This is a genomic window from Floridaenema evergladense BLCC-F167 (assembly GCF_041929205.2).
GTDB classification, from domain to species: domain Bacteria; phylum Cyanobacteriota; class Cyanobacteriia; order Cyanobacteriales; family Aerosakkonemataceae; genus Floridanema; species Floridanema evergladense.
In genome coordinates this window covers 1,823,683-1,843,818 of sequence record NZ_CM171625.1, presented here as the reverse complement: position 1 = coordinate 1,843,818, position 20,136 = coordinate 1,823,683, and the positions used below count along the sequence as shown (strand labels likewise).

Sequence of the window (20,136 nt, the reverse complement as noted above, 5' to 3'; positions counted from 1 at the left end):
AAATATTTAGGTTAAACCCCTCGCAACAAAGCCTTAGTTGCAGATTCCCCAGCTATCCTTAACTGTCGATTTAACTGTCCATTCAACACAGAAAAAATTCCCAATTGCAAGACAAAAGCAATAAAAATAGTTCCTAAAGAAGCATTTTTCAGAGTTGCCCAAGGGAAAACTGTAAACAACCAAAACAGAGGCGCTTTATCAGGAGAAAGTGATAAAAAGGCCAGAAAAATAGGCGGTAAAACTACTAAAGCGATAATTACACCAGCCGCCCATTGCATCTGTCTTTTAGCTCGCATTAACAACATTAACTGTAAAATCGTGGCATAAATCAATGTCACACTCATGACAACTGCCACAATACCTAATGCTGACCCTGAGTTAAATTCGCTAGGAGTTAACGCAATCCAAATTGACAATAGTGCTGAACTCAAAAACAGATTAATTGTTATTGCCAAAATAGCCGGACTCTTCTCTGCCCAAAGCAAATCCTTGATTAAATCGCGACTCCAAAAACCCCAACGATTGTTCATTCTTTCCCGTCGATATCGCGCCCAATCTTGTAAAGCTTGTCGCTGTGGAGACAAAGCAGCAATTAAACCCAAGAAGAGCAATTGGTTTAAAAACAGTAGTACATAGAAATTATTTTCTATTGAGTAGACCGATTTGCTCACTTGTAGCGCAAAACCTAAAGACATCACCTCCACACAAACTACAAGTGAATAACTTTGACCTTTGCTAAGAATTGTCTTAGTTGGATTATGGAAACGGCGTTGTATACCTTGCCAAATCCAGTAACTCCACAAGGCATAATTAACCAGCGAAAAACTAATAGCTGTCACAACATTGCTACCCAAAGGTAAGTAAAACCATTGCCAATTATCTAAATTCAAATAAGAAAAAGAAAAGCTATTTTCTACTGGACTGGCATTCACCACATAAGGCAAAACCGTATAAGGAGAAAATAAATTTATCCAATCTGTTGGCAGGTTAGTTATCGGCAGGAAACAAGTCATCCAGAGAAACAGTAACACTAAACCGCTACCTAACCAAGGTTGAAACCCACTAAAAGCCGAACTAAACAAACCAAATAACAAACTGGCGCTGTAAAAGAAAAAACAACTAGCAACAATAACTGCCCAATAAATCAGAATTGCCGCCAAAGGAATACCCGCAGAAATACCCGCCCAAAAATGTAAAGGTAAAGCAAAAGCAGCGAAGACATAAAGCAAAAATGGAACACCAAGAATTTTACCTAATAAAATGCTTTGGCTAGTGCGAGGACTGAGGCGAATAAAATTCAAAGTTCCGGTTTTTTCTTCCTTTGCTAAGTCGCTGATTAGCATATATGTACCTGTAACTAACAGGATAAAAATGCCAATTACACTTAAAATTGTAAATATTTCTGCCCACCAAAGTTGCCAGTTAACGATAAAATTACCGAAGCTATCTTGGAGACATTCTTGAGAAGGCCCCGTACAATATTTGTTGTAAATTTTGTTAATCACGCCTGGATAGCGATCGTCAGTAGGCAACCATCCCATAGCCATTATTAAAAAGATAAATTGCCCCAAAACTGAGATGACAGAAGCAATAATTAAATTTCGTGGTTTCAAGCGTCCTTTAATTTCTCGCCACATTTGGGGATTTAAATCACCTATTCTATCTAACCAGTTTGATTTCATGATATTTCCTCGAATTTATATGTTGTCTTTTGTCGTTTGGGTTATTGGCAGAAATTTTCTACCAATAACCATCGAGTTTTTTACAGGTTTCTTGCGGGTAAAGCTTTTCGTTCTTGCAATAAAGCTTTAGTAGCAGATTCTCCAGCAAGTCGCAGTTTTCGGGTTAATTGTACGGTTAATAATCCGATTACAGTCCACTGTGCTAAAGCGGCGACAAAGATTTGTATTACTGGAGTTTCTTCCCAATAGGTTGCTATGGGTGCTAATACGGAAAAGTACCAGAGAAAACTTAAACTTTGATCGGGATTAATTTGGAAAATTGCTAACCCAATTAAGGGGAGGAAAATGCTGGCGCTTAATGCACCAATTGCCCAAATAATGTTGTTTTTAATCCGAACAAACAACAGTAATTGAGTTAGGACAGCATAAAGCATGACTAAAGTAAATGCGAAAGCTAAACTGACTAAAGTAGCAGTTTTATACTTAAATTCTGCTGCGGAACTTAAACTCCATAAGCTGATAAAAGTAATCGCAATTCCCAAATTAACTCCTATTGCCACTAATGCCGGACTCTTTTCCCCAAAAATCAAATCTTTAATCAAAGAATTACCTGGTTTTTGATGTCGGTAACGTGCCCAATCATGTAACACTTGACGATGAGGTGAAAGAATGGCAATTAAACCCAAAAACCACAGGAAGTTCAAGGCACATAAAAACATGAAGTGTTGGAAAAGCCAATCTTTATCAGAAAGATGTTCGTAGGTGTATCCTGGTACGGTAAATCCGATTAGGGAAACTTCAAAACAAGCTGTTAGTAAATAGCTTTGACCTTTGCTGAGAATAGTTGTACTTGGGTTGCGAAAACAGCGGTTTAAACCTTGCCAAATCCAATAACTCCAAAGCGCAAAATTCAACAACGAAAACCCAAGTAGAATCGCCCATGTTGCCCCAATTGGTAAGTTATACCATTGTAGTTTTGCTGAATCTTTCAGATACTGGTAGTTATGGTAGTTATACCGATAAAAAGAACTCTCGGATATAGCGGGAATTAAATCAAATGGCGTGAGTAATCTTAGCCAAGCAAATGGATTGTTTAGAGAGGAATAGGTAAGCAAGTAATTGAACCAAAGGAAACCTAAAACTGCGCCACTACCTAACCAAGGTTGAAAACCTCCTAACCAATTACTCACTAAAGAATAGAGTAATGCTGCGCTATAAAATAAAATGCAGCAAGCAAAAACAACATAGTAAAAACCCAATATCTTACTTAATGGATAAAGACCGAAGTCGAATTCTTGATCTATGAAGTAGTGGATGTCAAAACTTTCAATTCCACCTGATATCCCTGTCCACAAATGCAAAGGTATTGCTAGTAAAATGGCGAGATAAAGCAAAATGGGAACCCCTAAAATTTTGCCTATTAAAATGCTTGTATTGGATTGAGGACTGAGACGAATAAAGTTTAAGGTTCCCCGCTTTTCTTCCTGTGATAAATCATTGATTAGCAGATATGTTCCGGCTACTAGCAGGGAAAATATGCCAATCAAACTTAAACAAACAAACACATCTCGATTCCAAAGTTCCCAGTTGATGATAAAGTTGCCTAAATTATCTGGAACACAGACAGAAGTTGAGGAATACTCATAAGCACGTTTGCCTGTACAGTAAGTGTTGGAAATGGGGTAAGTCTTTACTGTTGCACTAGGTTCATCGGGAAGTTGAGTTAGGAAATACTGAAAAATCAAAAACTGAGTAATCAGGGAAAGAGCTACACTAATTACTATGTTCCGAGGTTTGAGGCGACCTTTTATTTCTCGCCACATTTGGGGATTTAAATCGCCGATTTTGTCGATCGCATTCCCGATCATTTTTCATCCTCCATTTATTTTAGGTTTAGGGATTGTGAGATTAAGATGCTTGTTTGTGACCCATTTTTAAGAAGATGGTTTCTAAATCTTCTTGGGTACAATGGAATTCGTTTAGTGGAATGCCAGCTTTAACTAGCGATCGCAACAGCCTAGCACAATCTTCTGGATTACCGCCAAAATCAACCTTGACTTGCTTAGTTCCTGACAAAACTTCATATCCTTCTACTAATGGATAAGTTTTCAATTCTGCTAATAGCGGATCTAATTCTCCCAAAGTAGCCATGATAATTTGCTGACGACTGAGACGGCGATAAAGTTCAGCTAAACTTGCGCTTTCCACCAAATATCCCAACTCCATAATTCCTACAGAAGTACAAAGTTCTGCCAAATCACTCAAAACATGGGAAGAAATTAAAATTGTCATTCCCGCTTCCTGCAAAGTTTTGATGATTTCGCGAAACTGCATTCTGGCGATCGGATCTAACCCCGAAACAGGTTCATCTAATAATAGTAAAATCGGTTCGTGAATAATCGTTCTCGCCAAACTGAGGCGCTGTTTCATTCCCCGCGACAAAGTGTTAATTTGGCTATTGCGCTTATTAGTTAGCTGCACCAATTCCAAAACTTCATATAACCTTTGTCTGCGCCGAGGTTCTTGTAATCGATAAAGTCGGGCAAAATAATCCAAATAATCCCAAACCGTCAAATCATCATAAAGGGGAAAATCATCAGGAAGATAACCCAGTCGCTGCTTCAAAGTTGGGTTACTTCGATCGCGCATTAACCTGTCACCATTAATGTAAATTTCCCCAATACTCGGTTCTTCCGCTGCCGCCAACATTCGGATCAGCGTCGTTTTCCCCGCCCCATTCGGCCCAATTAAACCATAAACTTCCCCCGCCTTAATCTCTAAATCAACATCATTGACAGCAATATGGCGATCGAATTGCTTAGTCAGTCCGCGAGTACAAATTGCCAATTCTTGTGACATGATTGTTTGGGACAAAAAGTTTTCTCTACCTTATCTCAGCTAAGGATGCCCACCTGAACCGAGAATTTTGTCTCCAATTGGAGACAAAAATTTCCCAGATCTCGACATCCCCAACGAAAATCAATATATCCAGGTCAACTTCACCTATGCAGACTTGCTCTACATTTTGCGATCGAACCATTCCAGAAGAGGTAGAGGTGCTTTTGGGGAAGTTGATGTAGGGGCGGGTTTAGTAGACAACCTTTTTAGCCGACAAACAATCTTTGGGCAAAACCCGCCCTAACAGAGAGTAGGGGCGGGTTTTGTTGTTAATTCTTCTGCTGCGAACACAAACTTGTCTGCTAAACCCGCCCCTACAACTCAAAATTTTCCCAATCCCCAATCCCTTACTTATGAATGAGATTGCAACTTGGTATAGAGAAAACATTGCTGTGTTCTTCATATTTTGTTACAAATAATGAAGATCCTCTGTAGACACAAATCTTTATGTTAGGTGGTCTGACTGGTTTTAATAATAATCCTGGCACCGACTGGGGCGAAAAAATGCTCAACACGGTTGCCAGCCAATCCATCCGCCACTTGTTCAGTAAGAGCGAGTCTGTGGAGGTATTTGTCCGCTGCTCTCCTTCAAACAAACTGTTACAAGGTAGCATCGACAGTTTTAAAATGAGTGGTCGGGGCTTAGTGATCCGCAGACAATTTCCGGTTGAGGAGATGTCATTTGAGACGGATGCGGTTTCCATTGATTTCAGTTCGATTTTGAGTGGTAAGATTTCTTTGAAACAGCCAACACAGGCGATCGCACAAGTCACCCTCTCCGAAACTGGCATTAACGAAGCTTTCCAAGCTGAACTAGTGACAAAACGCCTGAAAAATCTCTCTTCCGATTCTTTAAACGAATTATCAGGAGGACAACCTGTTTCCTTCAACGAAGTCCAGATCCAACTAGAAAACGGCAACCGGATTCGTCTATTTGCCAAAGCCGATCTTCCCGATCGTGGTACCGTACCAATTTCCATGCTGATGACTTTAGCCGTAGAACGTCGTCGCCGCATTGCTTTTAAAGACCCTGTATTTCAAGCCGAAACTATTCCCGAATCTCTCCGCGAAATTTCTCAATCTTTGGCTTATGCTTTGGCTGAAGTGTTAAATAACATGGTCGATCTCGATCGCTTCGACCTCGATGGCGTAACCATGAGAATTAACCGTTTAGAAACTCAAGGAAAAAAATTACTCTTCAGTGGTTATGCTCAAATTGAACACTTTCCTAAAACTGGCTGATTTTTAGATTTTAGGTAATCGGAAATTTAACAGGCAAAAGGAGTAAAACTAACTTCTTTTGCCTTTTAAATTTTGACTTTTAATCATATTAGACTGTCGTTCCACCGTTACTATCGGAAGCTTGCATTTGCCGCAGAATGGCTGCTTGAATTTTGGCATCAAAATCGGGATCGTCCACCGTTGTAATAATATGACGTGGGCGATCGCTCAGTCTATCCAAATAAGCTCGAAGTGCCTTTTTGTCCTCTCGATGTCTGAGAAAATATTGTCTTAATTCATCATCAGACATAGCAGCATAGTTAACTTGACTCATCAGAACACCTCACCATTTGGAGTAATCTGGAATTCAAGGGTTTCACTATTTCCAGCCAAAACATACAGATTGTTTGTTCGATCATCAATGCAAACAAGATGTATGGGCTGAAGCATAATGTAGGTTAACCAATAGCTAAGACGGTATAAACCTCTAAGTTGGGCATTAGTGGGCATTCAAAGCACTTACTCCACACGGTAATTATTTTATCTTAAATTTGTGAACAACTGGAAAACGAGGAAGGTGAAGAATGAGCTATCACTACAGCATGGTAATTCAATGGTCGGAAGAGGATCAACTTTTCTTGGTTCATTTACCTGAATTTCCCTGGCAACAGTTTCATACTCATGGTAGAACTTATGAAGAAGCGGCTAAAAATGGTCAGGAAGTAATCGAGGCTTTTGCGGAAATGCTTCTGGAAGAAAATCAACCATTACCAGAACCGAGAATGCTTCCTGAAAAACCTTTGTTGGTTGCTTAGTTGAGGGTTGGCGATCGCATTTTGAGCCTTTCATTGATCAGCGATCGCTCTTCCGGTGAGTTCAAATATTTTCACCAAGCAACTCGGCTAAAATCTCCACCTAACTTAACATAATGTTGGAAAATGCTTATAATTAAGATGCTTTAGCGGGAGAGGGATAAGAAAAAACATCAACAGCAATAGATTTAATTGGTTTTGTTTCTCCATGCAACATAACTCTAATTTTCTCTGTTGTTTCTCGGCTAAAAACTTCTTCACCACAACGAGAACAAACCTCTGCGGGAATGTTTTCTACTAAATAAAATTTGCCCTCAATTTGAAAAATCTCATTTACATACTCTGTATGAGACTCTTCGGAATTACAAACATGACACTTAAACATTATTTCCTCCTAGTCGTGTAATTAATCCATTCATTTTCATCAGGCTCATACAAGGTAATAATCTTTGTTATCTCTGATTCTATTCGGGAAACTTGAATATGTAATGCTCTTTTGGCTTCAGTAAAACCTAGTAAAAGACAGCTTGGCGCATATTTATCATCTGGATAGTCTTCAATAATTGTTACAGTTACGCCTGCTTCTCTAATTTCTCGATCGCTAATATTCCGTTCAATAGCTCGCTTAAAAGCGTGTCTTGTAAATTCAAATGCTCCCGCTTCTAACTGTTTCTGAATATCGCCAAGGGTTTTCATGCTGTGCCTTAAGGAAAATTTAACAAAATTATGCTTTTACTTTCATTGCGAGATCCACCATATAGAATGATTTTTTGGACTTCTGCTTGGTACTGAGTAACCAGTAATCTAGACATACAGTGGACTCCCGCAATGTGTTGTGTAGATGATTTGAGGGTTTAACTGTTAATTGTATCGCAGTTATCAGGTAAAATATTTAACAAAAATAACGGCAAAAATTCCTACCTGTAATCTTTAGAAAAACTTAAGATTTTCGGTAAGAATTAATGCCGATCGCTAATCCAATCAACCAAATACCAGTCTAAAATTACACACTAAAACAGAACATACCTCCTAATTTCCTTCTTCATAATATTCCCGCTCGCCCTCTTCAGGGCAATTACCAGGAGGACAAAAACCTTCTCTAGAATAAGGTTCGCCTCTTTCCGGTGCAAAACCAAAGTTACCTACCGCCCGGAATCTAGCCCGACAGCCATTTTCTACCCACACAAAACCATCTTCAAAACCCCAATTACCCGGACAAATTGCGTTGGAATACTCTTTATCTAAAACTATTTGTAGCTACATATTCCACAGTCACATTGTTAGTTTATCCTCGTTCCCAGGTTCAACCTGGGAACGAAAAATGGAAGCTCTGCCTCGCAAGATCTCAGGAAAAGGAAAATTTCTCCCCTACTCCCAATCTCCCTTATTTTTTCAACAAGCGACCAACGCATCTGAACGACTTAAAACTCTTAAATCTTCTTCATCTAATTCTACTGGCGTACCGCTGCGAATTAGTTCCACAAAATCTTCATTAGGAACCATAAAACACAAGGCATACAATCGTTCTTTGCCTGTATTTTCTATCAAATGAATACCAGTTGGTGGAACTAAAATACTGTCTCCAGCACCAATAGAAACAGTTTTACCATCACAGCTTGCCCTACCTTCGCCCTTAAGCACAAAAAACATTTCTACAGCTAAATTATGCCGATTTGGAGGAGTTTTTCCGCCAATATCAAAAATCTCTACACATAAAGTTAAAGAAAAATTAGCTGTGGTTGGGTCGAATACAATTGCTAAACGATTAGTATCATGAGGGCTAATGCGAAAAGCTTGATAGTCTCTGGGAGACTTAACCACAGGAATTACACAACGGTTGTTCATTTTTCCCCATTCCTTGTCACTTATGATTTATTAACTGTGATTTAATAACCAGTAATCGATCGCCAGAAAAATTCTTTCCTGCTACCAACTACCCACTACCACTTACCTATCACTAATTGCTTTTAAGATAGCTTGAGAATCTGTGACAAAACCAAAACATTGTTTCACATTGTAAAGAGTAGCTAACCAGCAGTACTCAGGAGAAGTAGTAGCAGTGCAATCTTTGACTAAAATGCAATCGTAACCTAAAAAATTAGCGTCTTGTAATGTTGCCATTACACATTGGTCAGCGTTAACTCCAGCAAATAATAAAGTAGTTTTGCCCAAGTTACGTAAAATACTATCTAATGGTGTATCCCAAAAACCGCTCATTCTGTACTTATCTACAGAAATATCTTCTGGTTTTTGTTCTAATTCATCTACTACCGCAGCTGCCCAACTTCCTGCTATTAAAACTTTTGCATTATTCTTCGGCAAAGGGTCGCCCAACCCTACAGCATCACCTGTAGAATTATAAACGTGGCGCACTCCAGCACTAATATTTAATAAGTCGGGACGATTTCCCCAGTTCAACCAAATTATCGGTACATTGACTTTTCTTAATTCTGGTAAAAAGTTTTTTAACGGGTTAATTGGAGTCCTCGCAGGTGTAACATCTACGCCGATGTGCGCTAACCAACCATCTGGATGGCAGAAATCATTTTGCATATCAATTACTAATACGGCAGTTTTGGCTAAGTCTAGGCGCAAAGTTTTAGTTTCTGTTGCTACAGTAATAGGTTTGGGTGCTAAAGGTGGACGAGTGATATCAGCAATTTCGGCATTAACTGCCCAAGCATTAGGTGCTACACCCAAGGTACGGAGATTTTCCATAATTGGTATTAGTTTTGAGTTAGGTTGTTGATCGGGTAAAAACAAATTTTATTGTTATAGTGAATACTGTTGACTGTTTTACTCCCAAAACTCCTAAAATTTCTAAATTCTTAATCTTAAGGACAAGTTCGTGACTTTTACTCTTCAACAAGCTTTAATTCCGGTAGACCAGGGTTACACAACTGTAGATGTGCAAGTTGTAGGAGATACGATCGCAGCAATTTCTCCAAATTTAGAAGTTGTCGGCACAGTAGTTAATTGTGAAAATAAGTTATTGTTACCTGGTTTTTTTAATGCCCATACTCACTCTTCAGAAATGTGGCAACGGGGAGTGATTCCACCTTTGCCTTTGGAGTTGTGGTTGGCAGAACTTTATGATTTTGCACCATTAGAAGTAGAAAAAGTTTATTTGAGTGCTTTGGGTACGGCAGTAGAAACTTTATTATCAGGTGGGACTAGTGTTGTCGATCATTTAGTGCTAATTCCTGGGCAAGAATTAGAAACAATTACTGCGGCAGTTCGGGCTTATCAAGAAGTGGGAATTCGGGCTTTTGTTGCGCCTTTAATTTGGGATCGACCTTTAATTTCGGGAATTCCGAATGGGGAAAATCAATCAGAAAATATATCTGAGGGGCGATCGACTACGGAAATTTTACAAATGTTGCAGGAGGCAATAAATAAGTTTCATCAACCGGAAGCGGGAATTTATATTTTAACTGCACCAACGGGAATGCAATTGTGTTCTGATGAGTTGTTTGCTGGATGTATTGAATTGAGCGATCGCTACAACCTTTGTCGTCATTCTCACCTCTTAGAAACTAAAGCGCAACAGTTACTCGCTCAAGAAAAATATGGCTGTAGTGCAGTAGAATATTTAAACAGAATTGGTTATTTAAGTTCTCGCACTTCTTTAGCGCATTGCGTACATTTGACTGATGATGATATCAAAATTTTAGCCGAAACTCAGTCAACTGTTGTCCATAATCCTCTCAGTAACCTGCGTTTAGGTAGCGGTATTGCGCCGATTTTAAAATATCGCCAAGCGGGTGTTAATGTTTCTTTTGGTTGCGATGGTTCTGCAAGTAATGATTCCCAAGATTTACTGGAAGCAATTAAAATTGGTTCGATTTTGCACAACGTTACAGATTTAGATTATCAGCACTGGATTACCCCTCGTCAATCAGTAGAAATGGCAGCTTTGGGGGGTGCTAAAGGTTTGAATTTGGAAGAACAGCTTGGTTTTTTGAGAGTGGGTAAAAAAGCTGATTTAGTACTTTATGATTTAACTAATTTATCTTTGTTACCTCGGACCGATCCTATTGGTTTATTAATTTTAGGTCGTCCAACTCAAGTGGTTGATATTGTTTGGGTAGATGGTAAAATAGTTGTGGAAAATGGTCGAGTAACTACGATTAATGTAGAGAATTTGAAACAGGAATTATTCGCCAAAAGTCAATGGGCGAAAAATCGCAAATCAAAGACTGTGACCCAATTTGAAGCACATTATCGCAGTGTGATGGGGTTGCCTGAAGGGGAGATTAAAGGTTATTCTTAGAAAGTTATAGAGTGGAAGTTTTCCACTCCTCTTATTTTCTAGATTGAAACAATGGATATCAATATTCCTGAAGTGGTAGCTGAGGTCAAGGTTGCATTTGAGCGTTACGAAAAAGCTTTAATTAGTAATGATGTTGCTGTACTCGATGAATTATTTTGGCAAAGTCCCCAAACAATACGCCTTGGAGTAACGGAAAATCTTTACGGTTATGATAAGATTGCTAATTTTCGCAGTAACCGTTCTGCTGTTAATTTGGAACGAGTTTTAATCAATACTATTATTACTACTTACGGACGGGATTTTGCTACAGTAAATACGGAATTTAAACGTCCACCATCATCAGATAAAATTGGCAGGCAAAGTCAAACTTGGATGCGGACAAATGAAGGTTGGCGTGTTGTTTGTGCTCATGTTTCTTTTTTGATGACTTCCTAATTTCTAGCTCGCCTTAAGCTCGCCGACTAGCTTTGTTTAGATTCTTTTAACTGCATCGAATAATTGGAATTTACTCATTGCTGTCTCCCAAAACGTTCTGGAACTGCGGTAACAAACCTAGCAATCATTTACTTCCGGTAGCACTTTCTAACATTTGAATACTGCCATTATTGGCATCAATTTCTACTTCTATCCCTATTGGTAGGGTGAATTTGTTGGGAATATGACCGATCGCTGCACCATACCAAGCGGGAATTTTTAATGGTTGAATGTGGTCTTGTAAAACTTGCATTAATGTTAAAGATTGATCGGGTTTTTCGGGGTCGCATTTGGTACATTGACCGAAAATAAAGCCGGAAATTTGATTTAGTATACCTGCAAGTTTTAATTGGGTTAACATTCGATCGACTCGGTAAACTTCTTCCCTAATATCTTCAACAAATAAGATAGTTCCTTGCCAATTTGGTAAGTAACCAGAACCTACCATTGCTGATAAAACTGATAAGTTACCACCGACTAATTTACCTCGCGCTTTTCCGGGGGTTATTGTTTCTATTTGAATGGGATTAGGATTAACATTTTCCCCAGTATTCGGGGAATTTTGTATAGTGATAACTTCTCCATTAAAGAGAATTCGTTGCACATAATCTAACGTAAATTGATTCCAAGTAGATGTGGCAACTGGCCCATGAAAAGTGACAATTCCACTCTGAGTATAAATTGCTAAAAGTAAGGAAGTAATGTCACTATAACCAATAATAATTTTAGGATTTTTTCTAATTAATTGATAGTTTATTAAGGGTAAAATTCGATTACAACCCCACCCACCACGCAAGGTGAGAATTGCTTTAATTGATGGGTCAGCAAACATCGTATTAATATCAGCAGCACGATCGCTATCTTTGCCAGCTAAGTAACCGTATCTGTCTAAAATATGCGTCCCTAATTTGTAATTTAATCCTAAGTTTTTCAGGGTTACTTTAACTTCTTCTAACTCTTGTGAAGAAATGAAACTCGCAGGATTAACTAACCCGATTGTATCACCAAGTTTCAGGTTAGATGGTTTTAAAATTGGCTGGTAAAGTGAGTTAGCTTGAGCGATTTTTGGTAATTGACTGATTAAGGCGGTGAGTCCAAAAGCTTGGAAAAATTGGCGGCGATCGATCATGTATCTACCCAAACTGTCACCGCAGCTACAGCGATTAACATTTCATCATTTTTATCATTTAAAGATGCGATCGCTCTCCCTTCAACTATCATTCCCCCAGCTTCCAAAGTTAAAGTTTTTTGCCCAAAAGGTAGCACTGCTAAAACTTCTTCTTGGCGCACTTGTTCGGGGTAAGGAACAGCAACTTTTACCTCCACAATCATTTGATTTGGGTCGCTTAAACCTGCAACTTCCCAAACTCCCGGTAACGCATTGTGTGCGATCGCATTTCGCACCGCCCTAGCTGCTGCTACAGTCGGTTCCTGTCCGTGCTGATCCACACCCATTCCCATTTCAATAACTAAACGTTTTCTAGCCACTTTCTCCCCTTAATTTGCTCATTTTAATTACCTATTCTCAACTACTTTCCCAAGTCGGTTTCCTTTTTTAATTCCATCACAAATTGTACCATTTCCATATTATTGCGCTTCCAACTTAATCGCTGTTGTCGAATTACTTTCAAATGAGGTTCTATATTACTCTTACTAATTAATTTACCAAAGTTCGGTGGAACTTTTTCAGCTTGATAGTTATATATCCGCTGCATAATTAAGTTGGCAACTTCATGTTGATAATGTACAGTATCTACAAAATTTTTCATATTATCATCGATCGGTTCTGTAACTAGATTACTGTAACTAGCAAAGTCCCAAACCGGAGTTATTGTAACAATTTCGCGTTTCCAATTTTCAAATTCTGACCAAATTCCAGCCCGATTAATTAACTCTAACTGAGCAGTGTGTACCGGAGCAATAAATACTGTTAGCTTAATCTTTCTTTTTTTACAAATATCAACTATTGCTTTAAAAGCAGCTAACTCTTCTTCAGAAAGACTATAATCTTTATACAAGCTTTTTTCTACTAAATATAATTTCACTACCCTTTTAAAATTGTTATATCTGTTGCTATTTTTAGCTACACCTTTTGGTTTTACAAGAGCTTGCACCGCCAAAGGTTTAACTGTAGGCTTAGCTACAGGCGTTTTCTTTTCCTGTTCAGTTGCAATAACTTTAGATTCCTTTTTGTTAGATTTAGTGAATTGCTGTTCTTTAGTTTCTTTAGCTTTTTCTATACCCTTTTTCTTGATAATTTTTTTCTTTTTAGATTTAAGACGAGAAGAGGATTTGCGATCGATTCTTGCTGATAAAACCTGAGATTTTTTTGGTCCCTCCAACGGTGGCTGTTGTTCATCTGACTCAGGTGCGGGTAAATCAGGAAAAGCCACTTTTCTTAAACTAGCCGCGAAAGTATCCAAAGAAAAATTAATTTTGATCAATTCAGGAATTGTTACACTGTACTTATTTGTTCTAACTACAGTTACTTCTTGGGGTTTTTCTGATTGATTATCTGAAGGTTTTACTACTTTTTTTTGTTCGCCAAAAGCGAAGAAATCCAAGCTGAGTAACACTTCTTGTAAATCTGGATGATTAGCCAAAGTATCATCAAAATAGCTTTTAATATCCCGCATTTTTGCCCCAGGTAAAGCCAAATTATAAACTGGTTGTGTAGTTAAAGCTGGGTGATCTGTTGATAATTTCAAAGCTGTAGACGTACCTAAAATCACCATTTTAGGCTGAATTTTAGTGATACTGAGAGTAGCTAAATTGATTTTAAACCGTTCGGCTCTATATTTATTTCTCTGCTCCAAAGTTGTCGGTTTAGATTGATTTTTAGTCTCTATTTTTTGCCGTTCTAGTTGAAATACTGGTGGCGGCAAATCACTAGCTAAATCTGGTTGATTTTCCTCTGGTGCTGTTAAATTTTCAATGATGCCATAAGGATCGACAATTAAATTGAAAATAGCAATAGAAACTAAATTCAACCCCACCAAAGGCAGAAACAATAAGTTAAAAAGACGATAGTTTTTTTTATGAATCATCGCTAAAATTGGAAGTAAATGAACTCAGAAACTCGATTTAAAGATAGTAAACACAAAGCAGCAAGAGTAGTCAGGTATATTACCCATAATAAGTTAGGTTTAAACCATTGCAGCATTTGATTAGTATTAGGTAAAACTGTTACACTTACTACTAATGTAGCTAAAACGATTAAACTTTCTCCACCTCCTTTTAAGAAGGGAAAACTTGGGGCGAACTTCACTCCGATGACAGATAACCAACCGAGAAAACTTTCATAATTGCTGGCAATAACAATACCTTTTGCACCAATCATTGCTTGTAAAATTTGCCAAGCGTCACCAGCATTTTTTGCCCGGAAAAACACCCAGCTAACTAATACAGCTAAAAATGTAATTGTCCAACCTACTGATTTAGGTAAAGTTTTACCATGTAATCTCCACCAATGGTTAATTGATAAGTAAATTCCATGTAAAGCACCCCAAATTACAAAAGTCCAACCCGCACCATGCCACAATCCACCTAACAACATGGTAATTATTAGGTTAGTGTAGCGGCGAATTTCTCCTTGACGACTACCACCTAAAGGAATGTATAAATAGTCTCGCAAAAAATTAGAAAGAGTGATGTGCCAGCGTCGCCAAAAATCACTAATAGAAAAAGCTTTGTAAGGCGAATTAAAGTTAATTGGCAGCCTAATATTAAGCATTAAACCTAACGCTACTGCCATATCAGAGTAACCAGAAAAATCAAAATATAGTTGCAAGGTGTAACTTAATGCACCTACCCAAGCTTCAATAAAAGTGACTTGAGAAGCGTTATTAAATACAGGTGTAACCCAAGATGCTATATTATCACCAATTAAAACTTTTTTGGCTAGTCCTAAAATAAATAGAGCTAAACCCATTGCCATGTTTTTATGAGAAAATACATAATTTCTTAATTTATAAAATTGCGGGATCACTTCTTTATTGTCTGATATTGGTCCTGCGATTAGGTGAGGAAAAAATGCTACGAAAAGACTGTGAGTTAGGAAACTAGATGGTTTAGCTTTACCGTTATAAGTATCTACTAGATAGGCGAGTTGAATGAAGGTATAAAAAGAAATTCCTAGAGGTAAAATGATTTGGTTAATTTGCCAGTCTGTGTGAATTGCTTGATTTAATGTGTTAACAAAAAAGTCGGCATATTTATAATAACCTAGTAATCCTAAGTTGAAGCAAATACCCAGCCATAAAAATAATTTTGCTCTTTCAATATTTGGTTGCGCTTGTTCGATGCACTTACCAATTAAAAAGTTAAGACTGATGGAAAGTAGTAACAGTGGCAAATAAGAAACGTTCCAGTTAGCGTAGAACGCTAAAGAAGCAATTAGTAACCAAATTCTGGCAATGGTTAGTAAACCAAACTCGGTTAAAGTAAAAAAGACTATTAAGGTAATCGGCAAAAAACCGAAGATAAACGTATAAGAGTTAAACAGCACAGTTAGATATTATGAAAAGGAACAAATTACGATCGCTGTTGATTATATAATATTATTCAACCTTTTTTGCTGTTATTACAGTAATCGGTAATTTCAGCCAGAATCAATTAATTTACATAATTCTTGATAATTTCTTTCCATACTGCATAGCCTTCTCCATTTAAATGAATCCCATCATTTGTGTAACGATACGCCAGTTCATTGTCGATCGCAAAAAATGAATAAAGATCGATATATTGATAATTAAATTCCCCTGCTAAAACTTCTAATTCTTCGTTTAGTCGCAAAATCAGGTTATTATCTACTGGTTGTTTAAAGCGACTGTTCACTGGCAAAACGCTTTGAATATATACTTCCGTTCTTGGACTTGCTTTTTTAATATTAGCTAAAGTTATTCTATATTTTCTTACTATTTCCTCTAATTTTTGGTTACTGATTATATCATTAATTCCAATCATTATAAAAATCTTTTTTGGACGATTAGCTGTGACTTGATACAATCTTTTCTGCATTCCATAAACGTTATCTCCACCAATGCCTCTATTTTTAATATTAGGATTTTCAAAAATTTCTGACCATTCACAACGTTCTATTAGACTATCTCCTAAAAAAACAATATCATTGCGACTTTGAGGCATAATTTCAAACAAACTTCTTCGGTCTAAATAATAAGCAGAAAATTTAACTGGCTGGGTATTTTTATTAAAATATCTTCCTAATAAATCTTGATTCATCAAATAAGAAGTTAAACCTTTTTTGGGAATTAAGACTATGACATATAGCAAAAATAAAATATTTATGGTTATGGAAAATATCGTTCCCCAATTTTTTTTCATTGATTTAGGTGAAAGAAGCATTTTATTAATGAAAAATCAAAAATCAAATCAACCATATACTAGGAGAGAGTTGCTGTCAAGTAGCTTTACTCTATAAGAGCTATAAAATTAACTCAATCTAGCGGTACATTCTAAAATTAATTTTTGATTAATTAAGGTATGAGGCTGAATTTCTAATGCTTTATGAAAAGCTTGGATTGCCTCACGATATTCGCCTATTGCGGCGTGACATAATCCTAACCCGTGAAGTGCGCCAAAATGAATCGGATTGAGCTTAATTACCATTTTGCAGTCGGCAATTGCTTTTTTGTATTCACCAATTGAGTAGTATAATACTGCTCGTCGATTCCAAGCTTCCGCAAAGTCTGGTAAGTCAGAAATAAGTTGTGTTAATGTTATTTCTGCATCTTTAATTTCTCCAGCTTCTAATGATAATTGAGCCTGACGAATTATTTGAAATCCGATCGCACCTTTTTGCTCAAACCAGATCCGCCAAAGTTCTGCTGTGGCGCGATCGCGTATTTCTTCATTAGGGTTTTTCAAATCTTTTAATAGTCGATTGATTCGGTAATCATTCATAATTTATTAACCACAAGAAACGATTAAATAAAAACGCTAAGATTCAGAAAATTAGTGAATTTTTCTAAGAAAAATATCCCGGCTTTAGAATTACCTATATGATCGAGAGCGGGACTATAACAAGCGATCGCACCTGCTGAAGGTACGATAGATAATAAAGCACCGCTGACTCCCGATTTAGTTGGTAAACCTACCTTTACCGCAAAACTAGCTGATGCTTCATACAACCCACAAGTCATCATTAAAGCATTAACAATTTGCCGATTTTCGCTAGAAATACCTCCTTTTTCTGTTACTAATAACATTCCCAAATTTGCTAAATCGCTGACATTTCCCGCCAAACAACAAATGTGATTGTAAGTGTCGATCGCAATTTCAGGAGAATTCAAAAACCCAGATTCAAACATCACTTTAGCGATCGATCTATTCCTTCCCCCACCAGCCGCAACCACAGAATTTAGCATCGCTTTATCTAATACTAAATTACTGCCAGCACGTTCATTTAACCACTGACGTAAATTCTCACAACAAGAAAAACCATCGTCACCAGGTAATAAAGAAGCTAGTGCGATCGCGCCACTATTAATCATCGGATTTCTAGGCCAACCTTTGTCAGCTTCCAACTGTTCCATCGAATAAAAAGGTTGGTCAGAAGGCTGCATTCCCACATGAGAAAACACCCCCTCTTTTCCCATTTCTTCCAACAAACATAGCAGCACAAAAGGCTTAATTACACTCATTAAAACAAAAGGGATTTCAGTTTCTCCAAACCTAAAACTTTGTCCATTCGTGCAATTAATTTCTACAGCGAACCATTCAGGATTAACTTGAGCTAATAAAGGAATATAATCAGGTAATCTACCTCCTTGACTGTAACTTCTTGCCTGTACAGCTAAAGACTCTAATTGAGCTTGAGTTAAATTAGATAACTTCGCTGAATTCATCATCTATTTGCCAGCACTAAAGAATAGGACTCAGCCGCTTTAATAAAAGCATTAACATCTTCCTCTTTCGTATTAAACGCTGTAACTAATCTTAAAGTATTTGAATCTTCTCCTTCCCAACGATAAAACTGGAACCCTTCAGCAAAAAGACCTTCGATCGCAGGTTCTGGCAATTGAATAAAAATTTCATTCACTTCTACAGGATGACAAAGCTTTGCTCCGGGTAAATTACTTAAACCTGCAACTAATTTAGCCGCCATCTTATTAGCGTGAGCCGCATTTTTTAACCACAAATCATCTTTAATATACGCTTCTAACTGCACCGATAAAAATCGCATTTTTGAAAATAAATGTCCTCCACGCTTGCGCCGAAAAGCAAACGTTTCTGCTAATTTATGGTTAAAAAATATCACCGCCTCTGCTGCCATTGCTCCGTTTTTAGTAGCACCAAAAGACAAGACATCCACACCAGCACGCCAGGTAAGATCTGCGGGAGTACAACCTAAAGAAACTACCGAATTAGCAAACCTTGCCCCATCAAGATGTAAGCTGAGATTGTAGGCGCGAACGACTTCTGCAATTTGGCGAATTTCATCTACAGTATAAACTGTTCCCGCTTCCGTTGCTTGGGTAATACTGACAGCAGCAGGTTGGATATGATGTACAATTCCTACACCTGCTTTTTTTAATATTCCTGCCAAATCATCAGCGCTAAATTTGCCATCTTCCCCAGGAATTGTTATTAATTTAGCACCAGCAGTATAAAACTCTGGCGCACCACATTCATCAAGATTAATATGGGATTCATTGTGGCAATAAATAGCACCATAAGGCGGGGTAATTACTGATAAAGCTAAAGAGTTAGCAGCGGAACCAGTGGCTACTGGAAAAACGATTACATTAGTTTCAAATAATTCGGAAAATAGGCTTTGTAATCTTTGCGTGTATTCATCGTTACCATAAGGCATAGCAGTGCCTTGATTAGCAGCAATTAATGCTGTCATAATTTCCGGTGCTACACCTGTGACATTATCGCTACAGAAATTCATTAACTTCAGAGGTTTGTTGCAACTGTTCTATTGGAATGATAGAGAAAAAAATTGAAATCTTCCACTTAGAACAATGACAACAATTCATTTTACCAAGGGATTGGTTGGCGATCGCGGAAAAATCCCCCCGTAAGCCCATCATCCGGCAAAGTTGCCAACCAAACAATAGTATCAGCCCCTTGCTCAGTTGTCCGAGGTGCATTTGGCCCCCCCATATCCGTTTTTACCCAACCCGGACAAACCGAATTTACCAAAATATTTGTGCCTTCTAACTCATAAGCAAACATCTTAGTTAGAGAATTTAAAGCAGTTTTGGACATCCGATAAGCAGGATATCCACTTTTCATTTCTTGCAATTGTCCCGCACCAGAAGAAACATTTACCACCCGTCCGTAATTATTGATTTGCATTAAAGGAATTAACGCCTGACAAAGCAACAATGGCCCATATAAATTAGTTTTTATTGTTTGTTGAATCGTGCTAACTTTTGCTTGAAAAACAGTTGAACCCTCAGCAGAAAAATCTAAGGCAATTGCCGCATTATTCACCAGAATATCTAACTTACCAAATCGATCGCGAATGAATTGAGCTAATTTTTCCACACTTTCAGCATTAGTAACATCAAGCGGGTAACTACTAACCTCTAAACCTTCTGATTCGAGCTTTTCTGCTGCGGCTTTTCCCTTAAATTCATCGCGACTAGTGAGAATAACTGGAATGTTTTTCTTTGCCAATTGGCGACAAGTTTCAAAACCAATTCCGCGATTAGCACCTGTAACGACAGCGAGTTTTTTTGTATTGGTCATTTTGAGTTCACCCAAAGTTAGTATTACTGACAATTTTAGCCAAATAGTTTTAAAT

24 protein-coding genes are annotated in these 20,136 nt (G+C 37.7%); 5 read left to right on the top strand and 19 right to left on the bottom strand.

Annotated elements, in window-relative coordinates:
• Positions 1 to 11: 11 nt before the first annotated feature.
• The 3 genes from ACE1CA_RS08845 to ACE1CA_RS08835 all read right to left on the bottom strand — a co-directional run bounded on the left by ACE1CA_RS08845 (position 12) and on the right by ACE1CA_RS08835 (position 4,541).
• Positions 12 to 1,682: an ABC transporter permease gene (locus ACE1CA_RS08845; protein ID WP_486517721.1), complete on the bottom strand. Its 1,671-nt coding sequence runs from the start codon at positions 1,680 to 1,682 to the stop codon at positions 12 to 14.
• A gap of 80 nt (positions 1,683 to 1,762) precedes the next feature.
• A complete protein-coding gene (locus ACE1CA_RS08840) occupies positions 1,763 to 3,550 on the bottom strand; it encodes an ABC transporter permease (RefSeq protein ID WP_413279192.1) in 1,788 nt (595 codons plus the stop codon).
• 40 nt (positions 3,551 to 3,590) lie between these two features.
• Complete coding sequence (locus ACE1CA_RS08835) at positions 3,591 to 4,541, bottom strand: ABC transporter ATP-binding protein (RefSeq protein ID WP_413279202.1); 951 nt, start codon at positions 4,539 to 4,541, stop codon at positions 3,591 to 3,593.
• Positions 4,542 to 4,608: 67 nt separating this feature from the next.
• Between ACE1CA_RS08835 and ACE1CA_RS08830 the strand changes: the two genes are divergently transcribed.
• On the top strand, positions 4,609 to 4,824 hold the full coding sequence (locus ACE1CA_RS08830; protein WP_413279191.1) for a hypothetical protein: 216 nt from the start codon (positions 4,609 to 4,611) through the stop codon (positions 4,822 to 4,824).
• Between the two features lie 203 nt (positions 4,825 to 5,027).
• The gene (locus ACE1CA_RS08825; RefSeq protein WP_413279190.1) at positions 5,028 to 5,822 is read left to right on the top strand and encodes an LmeA family phospholipid-binding protein; all 795 of its coding nucleotides are present in this window, start codon (positions 5,028 to 5,030) and stop codon (positions 5,820 to 5,822) included.
• An 88-nt stretch (positions 5,823 to 5,910) separates the two neighbouring features.
• Here the strand turns inward: ACE1CA_RS08825 and ACE1CA_RS08820 are convergent, their stop codons facing one another.
• The gene (locus ACE1CA_RS08820) at positions 5,911 to 6,135 is read right to left on the bottom strand and encodes a DUF6887 family protein (protein ID WP_413279189.1); all 225 of its coding nucleotides are present in this window, start codon (positions 6,133 to 6,135) and stop codon (positions 5,911 to 5,913) included.
• Positions 6,135 to 6,311 carry a DUF6888 family protein gene (locus ACE1CA_RS08815; protein WP_413279188.1) on the bottom strand — a complete coding sequence of 59 codons (177 nt, stop codon included), beginning with the start codon at positions 6,309 to 6,311 and terminating at the stop codon, positions 6,135 to 6,137. The genes ACE1CA_RS08820 and ACE1CA_RS08815 overlap by 1 nt, the downstream gene beginning before the upstream one ends.
• A 74-nt stretch (positions 6,312 to 6,385) precedes the next feature.
• On the opposite strand from ACE1CA_RS08815, the gene ACE1CA_RS08810 reads away from it, so the two are divergent.
• On the top strand, positions 6,386 to 6,616 hold the full coding sequence (locus ACE1CA_RS08810; RefSeq protein WP_413279187.1) for a type II toxin-antitoxin system HicB family antitoxin: 231 nt from the start codon (positions 6,386 to 6,388) through the stop codon (positions 6,614 to 6,616).
• 133 nt (positions 6,617 to 6,749) lie between these two features.
• Here ACE1CA_RS08810 and ACE1CA_RS08805 read toward each other — a convergent pair whose 3' ends face one another.
• The 5 genes from ACE1CA_RS08805 to ACE1CA_RS08785 all read right to left on the bottom strand — a co-directional run bounded on the left by ACE1CA_RS08805 (position 6,750) and on the right by ACE1CA_RS08785 (position 9,331).
• Positions 6,750 to 6,998: a YgiT-type zinc finger protein gene (locus ACE1CA_RS08805; RefSeq protein WP_413279186.1), complete on the bottom strand. Its 249-nt coding sequence runs from the start codon at positions 6,996 to 6,998 to the stop codon at positions 6,750 to 6,752.
• Positions 6,998 to 7,309, bottom strand: coding sequence for a DUF4258 domain-containing protein (locus ACE1CA_RS08800; RefSeq protein WP_413279185.1), 312 nt, complete (start codon positions 7,307 to 7,309; stop codon positions 6,998 to 7,000). The genes ACE1CA_RS08805 and ACE1CA_RS08800 overlap by 1 nt, the downstream gene beginning before the upstream one ends.
• Positions 7,310 to 7,642: 333 nt before the next feature.
• Entirely contained in the window at positions 7,643 to 7,798 is a 156-nt protein-coding gene (locus tag ACE1CA_RS08795) for a hypothetical protein (protein WP_413279184.1), read from the bottom strand.
• 207 nt (positions 7,799 to 8,005) lie between these two features.
• Positions 8,006 to 8,458 carry a cupin domain-containing protein gene (locus ACE1CA_RS08790; protein ID WP_413279183.1) on the bottom strand — a complete coding sequence of 151 codons (453 nt, stop codon included), beginning with the start codon at positions 8,456 to 8,458 and terminating at the stop codon, positions 8,006 to 8,008.
• A gap of 102 nt (positions 8,459 to 8,560) precedes the next feature.
• A complete protein-coding gene (locus ACE1CA_RS08785) occupies positions 8,561 to 9,331 on the bottom strand; it encodes a cysteine hydrolase family protein (RefSeq protein WP_413279182.1) in 771 nt (256 codons plus the stop codon).
• Positions 9,332 to 9,461: 130 nt separating this feature from the next.
• On the opposite strand from ACE1CA_RS08785, the gene ACE1CA_RS08780 reads away from it, so the two are divergent.
• Both ACE1CA_RS08780 and hpxZ read left to right on the top strand, forming a co-directional pair.
• Complete coding sequence (locus ACE1CA_RS08780; protein ID WP_413279181.1) at positions 9,462 to 10,886, top strand: amidohydrolase; 1,425 nt, start codon at positions 9,462 to 9,464, stop codon at positions 10,884 to 10,886.
• A gap of 51 nt (positions 10,887 to 10,937) precedes the next feature.
• Entirely contained in the window at positions 10,938 to 11,321 is a 384-nt protein-coding gene (hpxZ, locus tag ACE1CA_RS08775; protein ID WP_413279180.1) for an oxalurate catabolism protein HpxZ, read from the top strand.
• A gap of 124 nt (positions 11,322 to 11,445) precedes the next feature.
• On the opposite strand, the gene ACE1CA_RS08770 is transcribed toward hpxZ, so the two are convergent.
• The 9 genes from ACE1CA_RS08770 to ACE1CA_RS08730 all read right to left on the bottom strand — a co-directional run bounded on the left by ACE1CA_RS08770 (position 11,446) and on the right by ACE1CA_RS08730 (position 20,081).
• Complete coding sequence (locus ACE1CA_RS08770; RefSeq protein WP_413279201.1) at positions 11,446 to 12,489, bottom strand: S66 peptidase family protein; 1,044 nt, start codon at positions 12,487 to 12,489, stop codon at positions 11,446 to 11,448.
• The gene (locus ACE1CA_RS08765; protein ID WP_413279179.1) at positions 12,486 to 12,848 is read right to left on the bottom strand and encodes a Lin0512 family protein; all 363 of its coding nucleotides are present in this window, start codon (positions 12,846 to 12,848) and stop codon (positions 12,486 to 12,488) included. The genes ACE1CA_RS08770 and ACE1CA_RS08765 overlap by 4 nt, the downstream gene beginning before the upstream one ends.
• Before the next feature lie 41 nt (positions 12,849 to 12,889).
• Positions 12,890 to 14,407 (bottom strand): hypothetical protein, encoded by a 1,518-nt coding sequence (locus ACE1CA_RS08760; RefSeq protein WP_413279178.1) that lies wholly within the window; start codon positions 14,405 to 14,407, stop codon positions 12,890 to 12,892.
• A gap of 2 nt (positions 14,408 to 14,409) precedes the next feature.
• A complete protein-coding gene (locus ACE1CA_RS08755) occupies positions 14,410 to 15,867 on the bottom strand; it encodes an MBOAT family O-acyltransferase (RefSeq protein WP_413279177.1) in 1,458 nt (485 codons plus the stop codon).
• Positions 15,868 to 15,974: 107 nt separating this feature from the next.
• Entirely contained in the window at positions 15,975 to 16,703 is a 729-nt protein-coding gene (locus ACE1CA_RS08750; RefSeq protein ID WP_486517720.1) for a GDSL-type esterase/lipase family protein, read from the bottom strand.
• Positions 16,704 to 16,811: 108 nt separating this feature from the next.
• Positions 16,812 to 17,282, bottom strand: a complete 471-nt coding sequence (locus tag ACE1CA_RS08745; RefSeq protein WP_413279175.1) for a tetratricopeptide repeat protein — start codon at positions 17,280 to 17,282, stop codon at positions 16,812 to 16,814.
• 23 nt (positions 17,283 to 17,305) lie between these two features.
• Positions 17,306 to 18,226 carry a glutaminase A gene (glsA, locus tag ACE1CA_RS08740; RefSeq protein WP_459563651.1) on the bottom strand — a complete coding sequence of 307 codons (921 nt, stop codon included), beginning with the start codon at positions 18,224 to 18,226 and terminating at the stop codon, positions 17,306 to 17,308.
• Complete coding sequence (locus ACE1CA_RS08735) at positions 18,226 to 19,275, bottom strand: threonine aldolase family protein (protein ID WP_413279173.1); 1,050 nt, start codon at positions 19,273 to 19,275, stop codon at positions 18,226 to 18,228. The genes glsA and ACE1CA_RS08735 overlap by 1 nt, the downstream gene beginning before the upstream one ends.
• 89 nt (positions 19,276 to 19,364) lie before the next feature.
• A complete protein-coding gene (locus ACE1CA_RS08730; protein ID WP_413279172.1) occupies positions 19,365 to 20,081 on the bottom strand; it encodes an SDR family oxidoreductase in 717 nt (238 codons plus the stop codon).
• Positions 20,082 to 20,136 lie beyond the last annotated feature (55 nt).